Source organism: Chitinophaga sp. CCNWYY40 (genome assembly GCF_037483205.1).
Lineage (GTDB): Bacteria > Bacteroidota > Bacteroidia > Chitinophagales > Chitinophagaceae > Chitinophaga > Chitinophaga ginsengisegetis.
This window is the reverse complement of record NZ_JBBHLF010000003.1, coordinates 515,221-527,035: the sequence shown is the minus strand read 5'-3', so window position 1 is coordinate 527,035 and position 11,815 is coordinate 515,221. Positions and strand designations below refer to the sequence as shown.

The 11,815-nt window shown below is 48.7% G+C and carries 10 protein-coding genes; 8 read left to right on the top strand and 2 right to left on the bottom strand.

Going from position 1 to position 11,815, the window contains the following annotated elements; genetic code table 11:
• Nucleotides 1-19 precede the first annotated feature (19 nt).
• Together V7S65_RS12600 and V7S65_RS12595 are read left to right on the top strand one after the other, a co-directional pair.
• Nucleotides 20-406 (top strand): cupin domain-containing protein, encoded by a 387-nt coding sequence (locus tag V7S65_RS12600; RefSeq protein WP_336386883.1) that lies wholly within the window; start codon nucleotides 20-22, stop codon nucleotides 404-406.
• A 3-nt stretch (nucleotides 407-409) separates the two neighbouring features.
• Nucleotides 410-796, top strand: a complete 387-nt coding sequence (locus V7S65_RS12595; protein WP_111577576.1) for a tautomerase family protein — start codon at nucleotides 410-412, stop codon at nucleotides 794-796.
• An 8-nt stretch (nucleotides 797-804) separates the two neighbouring features.
• On the opposite strand, the gene V7S65_RS12590 is transcribed toward V7S65_RS12595, so the two are convergent.
• Entirely contained in the window at nucleotides 805-966 is a 162-nt protein-coding gene (locus tag V7S65_RS12590) for a dihydrofolate reductase family protein (RefSeq protein WP_111577575.1), read from the bottom strand.
• Nucleotides 967-1,354: 388 nt separating this feature from the next.
• On the opposite strand from V7S65_RS12590, the gene V7S65_RS12585 reads away from it, so the two are divergent.
• The 5 genes from V7S65_RS12585 (at nucleotide 1,355) to rpiA (ending at nucleotide 8,283) form a co-directional block, all read left to right on the top strand.
• Nucleotides 1,355-2,281, top strand: coding sequence for a YihY/virulence factor BrkB family protein (locus V7S65_RS12585; protein ID WP_111577574.1), 927 nt, complete (start codon nucleotides 1,355-1,357; stop codon nucleotides 2,279-2,281).
• A 118-nt stretch (nucleotides 2,282-2,399) separates the two neighbouring features.
• A complete protein-coding gene (locus V7S65_RS12580) occupies nucleotides 2,400-3,779 on the top strand; it encodes an MFS transporter (protein WP_111577573.1) in 1,380 nt (459 codons plus the stop codon).
• Nucleotides 3,779-4,960, top strand: a complete 1,182-nt coding sequence (locus V7S65_RS12575) for an AGE family epimerase/isomerase (RefSeq protein WP_336386884.1) — start codon at nucleotides 3,779-3,781, stop codon at nucleotides 4,958-4,960. The genes V7S65_RS12580 and V7S65_RS12575 overlap by 1 nt, the downstream gene beginning before the upstream one ends.
• A gap of 98 nt (nucleotides 4,961-5,058) precedes the next feature.
• The gene (locus V7S65_RS12570) at nucleotides 5,059-7,503 is read left to right on the top strand and encodes a glycoside hydrolase family 95 protein (protein WP_336386885.1); all 2,445 of its coding nucleotides are present in this window, start codon (nucleotides 5,059-5,061) and stop codon (nucleotides 7,501-7,503) included.
• Nucleotides 7,504-7,581: 78 nt separating this feature from the next.
• Nucleotides 7,582-8,283, top strand: coding sequence for a ribose-5-phosphate isomerase RpiA (gene rpiA, locus V7S65_RS12565; protein ID WP_336386886.1), 702 nt, complete (start codon nucleotides 7,582-7,584; stop codon nucleotides 8,281-8,283).
• Here rpiA and V7S65_RS12560 read toward each other — a convergent pair.
• Complete coding sequence (locus V7S65_RS12560) at nucleotides 8,271-11,057, bottom strand: alpha-L-rhamnosidase (RefSeq protein ID WP_336386887.1); 2,787 nt, start codon at nucleotides 11,055-11,057, stop codon at nucleotides 8,271-8,273. The two genes, rpiA and V7S65_RS12560, sit on opposite strands and share 13 nt — an antisense overlap.
• Nucleotides 11,058-11,173: 116 nt before the next feature.
• On the opposite strand from V7S65_RS12560, the gene V7S65_RS12555 reads away from it, so the two are divergent.
• The gene (locus V7S65_RS12555; RefSeq protein ID WP_336386888.1) at nucleotides 11,174-11,716 is read left to right on the top strand and encodes a TetR/AcrR family transcriptional regulator; all 543 of its coding nucleotides are present in this window, start codon (nucleotides 11,174-11,176) and stop codon (nucleotides 11,714-11,716) included.
• The last annotated feature ends 99 nt before the right edge of the window (nucleotides 11,717-11,815 follow it).

The window sequence follows — 11,815 nt, the reverse complement described above, 5'->3', positions numbered from 1 at the left end:
ACCGTAGTAAATTTGAATCATGAAAAAAATATTGCTGATCATGAGCGTGCTAACTACCGGAACATTGGCTGCACAAACGCCGCCAGCCCGCAAAGTATTACTGCAGCAGGCGCTGCCTGGCATATCTGTGGAAACAGTAAAAATGGACGAGATCACTTTTGCACCGGCACAGGGAGCGCCGGTACATCATCATCCGTGTGAAGTATATGGATATGTAGTATCGGGGCAGATCCTGTACCAGCCAGCCGGAGAGCCTGCACAGTTGCTGCACGCCGGCGACAGCTTCCGGGAAGCAGCAGGCAGGGAAATCAGTGTATTCAAAAATGCGCAGAACGATCAACCTGCAACCTTTATAGCTGTTTACCTGTTGAGAAAAGATCAGCCTTCTATCATCATAAATAAATAAGTCATGCCTTTCGTACAGATCTACCTGGGAAAACATCTTTCCCAACAAAATAAAAAGGACATTTCCCTCGCTGTTCACCAGAGCCTCGTGGATATTTTTAGTATTCCCCAGGCGGATTATTTCCAGGTGATTCATGCAATGGAACCCGGCGATATCCTTTATCCGGAAAGTTATTTTGACGTGCCGCATACAGATAACCTGCTCTACATCCGCATTACGGCCAGGGCCGGCAGAACACCGGATATGAAACAGGCGCTGTATGAAAAAATAGCCAGCCGTATTGCCGCTGCCACACCGGTGAGTGCAGATGATGTAATTATCATCTTCGTGGAAAACGATCTGGAGGACTGGTCTTTCGGCCGCGGGATTGCGCAGATGGTAAAGAAATAACGTATCAGTTATATCGTGTAGTGCAGTTTCAGCACACCATTGGGATGAGATGCGGTATCCGTTAAACGGAATACTTTTTCCATTGGTATGCCGCCAAATAATGGGCGTCCTTCTCCCAATACTACCGGCATCACATGTATGATCATTTCATCGATGAGGTCTGCCTCCATTCAATTTTTCCATTGCGGTCGGCGATGTAACCATCCAGGCTGGTGGCAATGTATACTTTCAGCTTTTTCATTTTCTATGCGAAGTTGAGGGTGTTTGATAGTCGCGGAATCAGAATAATAGAATGAAAAAAAATATCTGTAGAGATATTTTTTTGCTCTTTTCTAAGGTACTACATTTGGTAAATAATAGAAAATGGAGCAGGAATCGCCACATGAGTAAGTCCCCGCTACACCGCGTTTTTATATTTCCCAAGACCACCTGATAAAATATGCCCATTACCAATCCTTCAGTTTCCTGACATCAGCCGTCAGCTTTCCCGCCATTAACCCCATTGGCCATAGAGCTGTTAAAACAAACACGGAAATTAATCAGTAAATTGGGAGAGGTATGAACACCATTACAACAGAAAAACAATTGCCACGCTGGCAGCTTTTCCTGCTTTCCTTCAGAGAGGCATATAAGGCATTGCAGGCCAGCGACCCGCTGCGGATGGCTGGTGCTACAGCCTTCTTCACCACTTTTGCGTTGCCCGCTATCCTGATTATTATTATCCAGCTGCTGCGTATTATTTTCCGCATACAGCATCCCGGCCAGCGCCTCATGGTACAGCTGGAAGGTATGTTTGGAAAGGAAGCAACCGAAGCCATCCTCGAAACCCTGAAAGCCTTCCGGAGTATTGCACAGAACTGGATCATTGCTATTGCCGGATTTATCTTCCTGCTGTTTGTAGCTACTACACTCTTTAAAATTATTAAGGGCTCCCTGAATGAGCTGTGGAAAATAAGACCAGCTCACAAAAGTAGCTTTTGGGAAATTATGGTGTCGCGGCTGAAGGCCGTGCTGGTGATTGTTTTTGCAGGTGTCCTGTTTATCATCGACCTGGTGGCGGAAACCGCGCGTATCTTTCTTGGAAAGTATATAGACCTATACCTGCCTGCGCTGGCCAGTTATTATAACAGTACGCTCAACTATGTTATTTCTGTGATCATTGTCACCATCTGGTTTTTCCTTGTGTTCCATTTCCTGCCGGACGGGCGTCCGCGCTGGAGGATAGGGATTACCGGTGCGCTGGTGACCAGTATCCTGTTTAACATCGGGAAAATGGTATTAAAGGTCATGCTCACTTATAGTAGTATTAACAGCATTTATGGCGCTTCTGCGTCTACTGTGCTGGTGTTGTTGTTTATGTTTTATTCTTCCCTGATTTTTTATTTCGGGGCCTGTTTTACCTATGCCTGGGGCGCCCTTACGGGTAGGCCTGTGGAGCCATTGCATTACGCCGCCAGATTTGAAATCACCCCTGCGGAAGACTGATATCCCCAATTGATAACAAAGCACCCTGAATAGATAAATAAGTATTATAAAAATTGTCCTTTATAGAGATAGATTTGCTAATCGCAGTATAAAATATTTTTTAAGCAGAATTCCACCTATGGGCAACAAAATTTCGTTAAAAGAAGAAGTAGGGTATGGCTTTGGGGATATGGCTTCTTCCATGTTCTGGAAGTTGTTTGGTATGTACCTGTTGTTTTTTTATACAGATGTGATGGGCATTGCTGCCGCAGCAGTAGGAACTATGTTCCTGGTTACCCGTATATGGGATACCTTCTTTGATCCGGTAGTAGGTACTTTATCCGACAGAACCCATTCCAGGTGGGGAAAGTTCAGGCCATACATTTTATATATGGCGGTGCCTTTTGGTATTATCGGTGTACTCACTTTTACCACGCCGGACTATAGCGCCACGGGCAAGCTGGTATACGCTTACATCACCTATTCCGCCATGATGATGATCTATTCCCTGATTAATGTGCCTTACGCATCGTTGCTGGGAGTAATTTCTGCCGATGGAAAGGAGAGGAATACGCTGGCCTCTTTCAGGATGGCCTTTGCTTTTGGGGGCAGTCTTATTGCGCTGGCATTAATAGAACCACTGGTAAATTTCTTTAGTAAAGCCGGCGGCCGGGAAAACCTGCAACTTGGCTGGCAGCTGGGCGTAGTAGTGATAGCAGTAATCTGCGTGATCTTATTCCTGCTGTGTTTTGCCTGGGTGAAAGAAAGGGTACATCCTATCAAAGATGAACAATCGTCACTGAAAGAAGATGTAAAGGATCTCTGGAGAAACAAACCCTGGTGGATCTTGCTGGGGGCGGGTATTGCTGCACTTATCTTCAATTCTATCCGCGATGGCGCTACCCTGTATTATTTCAAATATTATATACAGAATGCACAGGCATTTAAGTTGGGCAGTATCAGCATCACTTATTCCACGCTGTATCTGGTACTGGGCCAGGCGGCCAATATAGCGGGCGTAATCCTTGCTTCTCCCATAGGTAATAAAATTGGCAAGAAGAATACCTACCTGGGCGCTATGGTGATAGCTTCTGTACTCAGTACCGGGTTTTACTGGCTGGGCCGCGGACAGCTCACACTGATCTTTATTTTCCAGTTCCTCATCAGTATTTGCGCAGGTATTATTTTCCCGTTATTATGGTCGATGTATGCAGATATTGCGGATTATTCAGAATGGAGAAACGGTCGCCGTGCCACTGGTTTGATTTTCTCTTCCTCCTCTATGTCGCAGAAATTTGGCTGGACGATTGGCGGTGCACTTACCGGCTGGCTGCTGGGCGCTTTTGGTTTTAAAGCCAACGAAGTACAGGCCGATGCCGCACAAAACGGCATCCTGTTAATGCTTAGCTTTTTACCGGCTATTGGGTCGGTATTGTCTATTATATTTATTGCAATGTACCCGCTTTCTGAAGAGCGCATTGCTACTATCTCTGCTGAACTGGAACAAAGAAGGAAATAATGCAACAGGAATTAAAAGCATCATTGGAAAAAGAACTCACGGCCATCCTGGATTACTGGATGAAATACACGCCGGATGAAACATACGGCGGCTTTTATGGTAAGCTTGGAAATGATAATATCCCCGTGCCGGAAGCAGCCAAAGGAGCTGTGTTAAATGCCCGCATCCTGTGGACGTTTGCAGCTGCTTACAACAGTACCCGCAACCCGGCCTGCCTTGCAATGGCGGATCGTGCATATCAGTATTTTAATACGCACTTTATTGATCATATCTACGGAGGTGTATACTGGACGGTGGATTATACCGGTCAGCCGGCAGAAACAAAGAAACAGGTATACGCTATTGCATTTGCACTTTACGCATACAGTGAATACTACAAGGCGGCGGCGCATCCGGAGGTACTGGCTACGGCCATCTCCCTGTACAACAGTATGGAAGAACACAGCTACGATCCGGTTTATGGCGGCTACTTTGAAGCATTCACACGGGAGTGGCAGGAAATAGCGGACCTGCGCCTCAGTGCAAAAGATGCCAATGAAAAGAAAACCATGAACACCCACCTGCATGTGGTAGAAGCCTATGCCAACCTGTACACGGTTTGGCCGGATGAAAAACTACGCACACAAATACAAGGGCTGTTGCAGGTATTCTATGATAAGATCATCGATAAAAAAAGCGGGCATCTGCATTTATTTTTTGATGAACAATGGCAGGTAAAAGGGAACAATGTATCCTATGGTCATGATATTGAAGCCAGCTGGCTCCTGCAGGAAGCCGCGGAAATTATCGGTGATCCGGTTCTCACGGAACAATACCGGAAACTGGCGCTGGTGATCACCAATGCCGCCCTGCATGGCGGCATAGATAAAGATGGAGGTCTCTGGTATGAATATGAAACTTCCCGCCGGCATATGAATACCGAAAAACACTGGTGGCCGCAGGCCGAAGCGCTGGTGGGTTTTATCAACGCCTGGCAGCTACAGCCGCATGGCCGCTATCTGCAACATGCACAAAACACCTGGAACTTTATCACGCAGCACATCATCGATAAAACCAATGGCGAATGGTTCTGGGGCGTGTACAAAGATTACAGCATCATCCCGGAAGACAAAGCCGGACTCTGGAAATGCCCTTATCATAACGCCCGGGCGTGTATGGAAGGCGTGAAGCGGCTGCAATGAGCCGGTCACCGATACTGAATTCGCATTTCTTAATTTGTAATTAGCAATTCCCTCTTGCGGGCTTCCGTTGCATAACTATTTTATATATCTTGATGCACATGAACTGCAAGATATATTCCACGCTGCAAGCTGCATTTTTATTGGGCGCCCTCACGTTATCGGCGCAATCTGATGTAACGGTACGGTTCAGTGAACCGGCCCGGCATTTTACCGCGTCTGCCCCGTTGGGAAACGGGCGTATGGGCGCTATGGTGTTTGGTAACACCAACAGGGAACGCATTGTGTTAAACGAAATATCGATGTGGGCCGGAGGCGTACAGGATGCCGACAGCAAAGAAGCTGGCAACTACCTGCCACAGATCAGAACATTATTACTGGAAGGAAAGAATATTGAAGCGCAGAAAATGCTGCAGCAATATTTTGTGTGCAAGGGTCCGGGAAGTAGTGGCGGCGCCAACGTAAAGTTTGGTTGCTATCAAACCCTGGGCGATCTTTTTATCCAGTGGAAAGATACCACGTCGGCGGTAAGCAACTACCAGCGTCAGCTGCGGCTGGATAGCGCCATCAGTGCCGTAAGCTGGGAGAAGAACGGAGTTATTTTTAAGGAAGAAGTACTGGTATCGGCCCCCGGGCAGGTGGCTGTGGTACGACTCACCGCCAGCAAGCCCGGTAGTCTCTCTTTCAGCACAGGGTTATATCGGAAAGAACGCGCTGCACTGAAACTGGTAAACGGCAACCTGGAAATGAGCGGTATACTGAATGGCGGCAATAACGACCCCGGCGTTCAGTATGCAGCTGTACTGAAAGTAATACCCAAAGGCGGCACCCGCACACAAAGCAACGGCCAGATCACCATTACCGGCGCCACCGAATGCTTATTACTGGTGGCCGCACGTACCAATATGAACTGGCCGGCGGTGGAAACGCCCGGTCCGGCCCCGATGCCGAAAACACTGGCAGACATCAGCAAAGTCACAGCGTCGTCGTGGCAATCATTACTGCAGGCACACGTGAAAGACTATACGTCGTTCTTCAACCGTTGCCGCATATCGTTTACAGATAACAGCAATGAGGAGGTGAAGTCACTCGCTACCATCGACCGGCTGCAACGCCTGCACGACGGTAAGAAAGACGCTTCCCTGGCCTCCCTGTATTTTAACTTCGGACGGTACCTGCTGATCAGCTCCTCCCGTAATGGCGGCATGCCGGCCAATTTACAGGGGCTGTGGGCGGAAGAGTACCAAACGCCGTGGAACGCCGACTATCACCTCAACATCAACGTACAGATGAACTACTGGCCGGCGGAAGTAACCAACCTGTCGGACTGCCACCAGCCACTGTTTACACTGGCGAGGCAAATGGCGAAATATGGTCAGCGCACCGCCCGTACTTACTATAACGCAGATGGCTGGGTAGCGCATGTGATCAACAATCCGTGGGGCTTTACTTCTCCAGGAGAGGGGGCCGACTGGGGCTCTACCTTAACCGGCGGCGCCTGGGTAGCCACTCATCTCTGGAAACATTACCAGTATACCAACGATAAAAAGTTCCTGAAAGAAATATACCCGGTACTGAAAGGCGCGGCTGTATTTTATAAAGATATCCTGATCACCGAACCATCGCATCAGTGGCTGGTTACGGCGCCTTCCAATTCACCGGAAAATGCGTACATCCTGCCCAACGGGCAGCAGGGACAAACCTGTATGGGCCCAACAATGGACATGCAGATCGGAAGGGATCTGCTCAAAGCCAACCAGGAAGCGGCCCGCATCCTGCAAACAGATAAAGCCTGGGCAGACACACTCCAGGTGGTACTGAACAAACTGGCGCCTAACCAGGTAAGCCCGAGCACAGGCGGGGTGCAGGAATGGCTGCAGGATTATAAAGAATCCGATCCGCATCACCGCCACGTATCACCATTGTATGGCTTATACCCTTACGATGAAATTACGCCGTGGGATACGCCGGAGCTGGCCGCTGCTGCGGAAAAAACGCTGCTCAGAAGAGGCGATGGCGGCACCGGATGGTCACGCGCATGGAAAATTGCTTTCTGGGCCCGCTTAGGCAACGGCAACCACGCCTATACGATGTTGCGCGAATTATTGGCGCCTGCTGCGGCTACCAGCGAAATAAGTATGAGATCAGGTGCGGGTACCTATGCTAACCTGTTCTGCGCGCATCCGCCGTTCCAGATTGATGGTAACTTAGGCGCTGTTGCCGGTATCGCGGAAATGTTGCTGCAAAGTCATGGCGGCGACAACGTGATCCGCCTGCTGCCGGCCCTGCCGGACAATGAGGAATTTGCTGCCGGCCAGGTAAAAGGACTTTGTGCCATCAATGGTTTTGTAGTGGATTTCAGCTGGAAGAATAAAGCGGTGCAGGAACTCAACCTGCTCTCCAATACCAGTGCAGAGTGTCGCGTGTTGCTGCCGGAAAGCGCTGTGGTAAAAGATCGTAACGGAGCGGTAATACCGCATCAGTATAAGGATGGCGTATTGCGCTTTGCTACAAAGAAAGGAATGAAGTATCGCATAGCAGTATAAAGTTGCGGAGTTTTGTCTTACTCAGACCAACCTGAGTAAGACAAAAAAATCGCATCTTTACCTTTCATAACAACCCATATGGAAGATCTGAAACAAGTGGCTGCAAAGGCAGCATTGGATTATATAAAACCCGGCCATACCATAGGACTGGGCGCAGGCAGCACCATTGCGCACCTGGTGAATTACCTGAAAGCAGCCGAAACGTTGTTTAAGAGCATTACCACGGTCACCTCTTCCTTTAACACACAGCAGTTGCTGCAGGACCACGGATTTAACACGAAGCAACCCGGTGAGCTATCCCAACTGGATATTTATTTTGATGGATGCGATCAGTTTGATCATCAGCTGAATGCTTTGAAAAGTGGCGGTGGTATTCATACGCGCGAGAAATTGCTGGCCGCGATGGCAGATAAGTTTATCCTTATCGGCGATGGCTCCAAGTACGTAACGCAGTTGTACACTACTTTTCCCGTGGTGATAGAGGTGATTCCGGAAGCGGTTCCCTTTGTGATGAAGCAGCTGAAGAAAATATTTTCACTGGCTAACCCGGTGATCCGGCTCAGTAATAAAAAAGATGGCGCAGTGATTACGGAGAATGGCAACCTGCTCATTGATATCTGGTTCCGTTCTTTCCCGCCATTAGACAGCCTCAATCATCGTTTAAAGGAAATTCCGGGTATTCTCGAAACTTCACTTTTTTACAATATGGCGCATGCTGCCATTATAGCGGGAAAGAATGGAGTGGAAATTATTCCGAAAGATCCGGCTTATCTGATCTGAAACTCTTTCGTACCAGCGGTTACATGATAACGTAACCCTTTACCGGTGTTTTGTGTAGTTACCGGTTTATCATTTTCATATATTTTTTGTGTGGGTGAGATGTGAAAAAAGATGTCTGCACCGGCATTTGCGGGCACTGTCACACGGTAGGTGATGGCAGTACCGTTTCTTTTCCAGGAGGAAACCACGGTACCATAAGGGCTGTCATGACTTCCTTCAAAATGATCCAGTCCTTCCACGAAATTGGGCGACAGCAGGATGTTTTTAAACCCGGGTGCATTTTCATCGGGCTTAATACCGGCAAGGCCCTTGTACATCCAGGCGCCTATTTCGCCAAACATGATGTGGTTGCGCGACAGATCTGAAGAAGCGTTGATGTCCCAGTTTTCAAAGAGGGTAGTGGCGCCGTTCATGATCCACCAGCCCCAGGATGGGAAGGTGCGTTGCGCGGCCAGCTTCCAGGCCACATCTGCATACCCGTTTTCGCTCAGCGCATTCAGGATACTTTTGGTTCCGAGCAAACCTACGTCGAGGTGAAAGTTATCTGCGGCTACTCTCTTAGCGAGATTGGCAGCTACTTTGCTTTTCATGGAATCCGGTACCAATCCCCAGTACAGGGCAACACTTTGCTCTGTTTGCACTCCTTCTCCATAAATACCGGTTTCCTTGTTCAGGTATTTGGCATTAAAGGCGGTTTTGATCTTTTCTGCTAATGCGCTGTAATAGGTATAGTCGTCCGTTTTACCAAACAGTTTCGCAGCTTTGGCCAGAATCAGTGCATCGGCGTAGTAGTAAGCCGTTGAGGTGAATTCAACCGGCGATTTTGATTTTACGGGTACCCAGTCGCCAAGGCCCCAGGTGGTTAATCCATAAGGACTGATTTCCGTGATCCGGTTTACATACCGGCGCATATTATCATAGGAGGCCGATAGCAGCGTGGCATCTCCGTAAAAAAGATAGATGTTCCACGGGATGATGGCAATGGTGCTGGTCCAGTCCGGACCGTTGCCCCATTCATATCCCCATCCGCCGGTTGGAATGATAGAGGGCAGTACACCGTTGGGTTGTTGCTCATCGCGGTGGTCTGCCAGCCACTTTTCGTAGATGGTGATGCCGTCGTAGCTATACAGTCCTGTTTCAATGGCGATCTGTGCATCTCCCGTCCAGCCATTCTTTTCACGCTGCGGGCAATCCGTTGGATAACCGAACAGGTTGGAGAGATACGCGTTATTGGTGGCTGCGAATAATTTATTGATCATAGTATCGGAGCCATAAACGTGGCCTGCGGGAGGCACGTTGCTGTGCATGAAATAGCCGGTAAGACTTTCCTTGTTGAGCTGCACCGGTTTACTGCTGGTAACTTCCACATACTGAAAACCTTTATAATTAAAGTGGGGCATAAAGGTTTCTTCGCCTTTGCCGCTGAGCGTAAAAATATCTGTCTGGAAAGGATCGGTGTCATCTGTAGGGCGGTAATGCACCACGATATTAGACAGATCCACGAAACCTTTTTTATCCAGTTGTTCGCCGTGCTTCAGTTTAATGACAGTGCCGGCTGCACCGCTTACGCGGATCTTGCTAACACCGGCAATATTTCTGCCCAGGTCATATATCCAGGTGCTGTCGTTGGGATGGGTAACGCCGGCAGCAGGAATTTCCTCCACATTTTCGATGGGATATAATTGTTGGGACACAATATTTTGAGAAGGCGCGGCACGGTAAATAACATCCTTCCATTTGCTGTTAACATCCTTCCATTTGCTGTCGTCGAAATTAACCGTGTTCCATCCTGGTTGTTCTTTGCGGGCATCATAATGTTCCGCGGTGTAGATACTGTTAAATACAATGGGTCCCAGTGCTGTTTTCCAGTCTTTCCCCGAGGAAATGGTTTCCACGGTACCATCGGTATAGGTTACCCGCAGATCGAGGCAGAATGCGGGTCTTCCGCGCCACGGTGCTTCATGGAAGTTCCATACGGCGGTGGACTGGTGATTGTACCATCCATTACCAAGCATCACGCCGATGGCGTTTTTACCGGATTGCATCAGGGAGGTAACATCGTAAGTAACGTATAGCGTGCGGCGGTCGAAGCGCGTGTACATAGGATCGAGGCGGTGGTTGCCTGCTTTTTTTCCGTTGATATACAGTTCATACAAGCCCGCTACCGCGATGTAGGCACGGGCGGATTTAATTGTATTATCCGCCGTGAAAACTTTCCTGAAGTTAGCGGCGGGTTTCAGGCGAACGTCGTCATTGTCGCTGATCCAGGCGCCTTTCCAGTTGTTTTGTTGCCGCATGCCGGTTTCAAACCAGGAGCGGCGGGCAATGGATTTTACGCCGTCTTTATCCCACACTTCCACGCTCCAGTAATAGCGGGTAAATGGATCGAGTGCTTTCCCGGAGTAGGTGGTCAGGATATCTGCGCGGTTGATTTTTCCGGAGGTCCAGAGCGGGTGGGTGTTCAGTGTCAGGGAGTCGTCGGATACGCGGATCTGGTAAGCCGTTTGACGTGCGCCGGGGCGTGTATCTTCCAGTTGCCACGACAACCGTGGATGAGCGGCATCTACGCCGAGTGGCGTTACCAGGTGCTCACATTTCAGGCCGCTGGCCACGCAGGGAGTGACTCCTGTTGCTGCTTTGCTGGCAGTAGCAGGTTGGGCCGTCTTGTAACGGCTATTGGCTTTTGTGAAGGCCGTAAGGCTGTCTGCCTTTGCACTGGCTGACACAACAAAAAATAACAGGTACAGAAACAATTTCCGGAATATTGAATGCATGCTAAGCGCTTGATTATTTGACAACAAGATAAAGTAAGCCGCACTTTTTTTTTATTGTTTTATGTAGATGGAAAAAAGATAGATCGATCTGTCTATTTATTTCCTATCTTTGTTCCATGAAGAAGAAAACAGGTGATCCGAAGCAGCGTTTGCTGGATACAGCCACTGCGCTTTTCTATAACCAGGGGTATCATGCCACGGGCATTAACCAGGTAATTGAAGAAGCCGGTGTGGCAAGAGCCAGTTTGTATCTGCATTACGAGTCAAAGGAATCCCTGCTGCTGGCGTTCTTAAACCAGCGGCATATCGACTGGATGGCCGGGTTGAAGAGCTTTACGGATGAGGCCAGCAAGCCGAAGGATAAAATTGCAGCGGCGTTTGACTTCCTGTCCGATAATAATGAAAGGGAGCATTTCAGGGGTTGTGCCTTTTTGAATATCCTCTCTGAAACTACGGAAAAAGATACTGCGGTGCTGACAGTGATACAGGATCATAAAAAAGACCTGCGCGCCTTTCTGGGGGAGATCCTCACCAACGAAAAGCAGTTGGTAAAGGACCACGTTTACCTGTTGTTTGAATCCGCGATCGTGGAAAGTCAGCTTTACCGGAATCAGTGGCCGGTGCAGGAAGCGAGAAAAATGGCGCTGGGGCTGTTGTAGTGCGGCCGCTTTACCGGAACCGGAGAAATTGTTGCAGTGCGGCAGTAGATCATTTCTGCAAACTAACAACCGACCACATTATATAAATCAAAAGATGCC

Coding starts and splice junctions, on each gene's coding strand:
- V7S65_RS12560 (WP_336386887.1), bottom strand. CDS start 11,057: ATGCATTCAATATTCCGGAAATTGTTTCTGTACCTGTTATTTTTTGTT.
- V7S65_RS12590 (WP_111577575.1), bottom strand. CDS start 966: ATGGAGGCAGACCTCATCGATGAAATGATCATACATGTGATGCCGGTA.
- V7S65_RS12585 (WP_111577574.1), top strand. CDS start 1,355: ATGAACACCATTACAACAGAAAAACAATTGCCACGCTGGCAGCTTTTC.
- V7S65_RS12570 (WP_336386885.1), top strand. CDS start 5,059: ATGAACTGCAAGATATATTCCACGCTGCAAGCTGCATTTTTATTGGGC.
- V7S65_RS12575 (WP_336386884.1), top strand. CDS start 3,779: ATGCAACAGGAATTAAAAGCATCATTGGAAAAAGAACTCACGGCCATC.
- rpiA (WP_336386886.1), top strand. CDS start 7,582: ATGGAAGATCTGAAACAAGTGGCTGCAAAGGCAGCATTGGATTATATA.
- V7S65_RS12580 (WP_111577573.1), top strand. CDS start 2,400: ATGGGCAACAAAATTTCGTTAAAAGAAGAAGTAGGGTATGGCTTTGGG.
- V7S65_RS12600 (WP_336386883.1), top strand. CDS start 20: ATGAAAAAAATATTGCTGATCATGAGCGTGCTAACTACCGGAACATTG.
- V7S65_RS12595 (WP_111577576.1), top strand. CDS start 410: ATGCCTTTCGTACAGATCTACCTGGGAAAACATCTTTCCCAACAAAAT.
- V7S65_RS12555 (WP_336386888.1), top strand. CDS start 11,174: ATGAAGAAGAAAACAGGTGATCCGAAGCAGCGTTTGCTGGATACAGCC.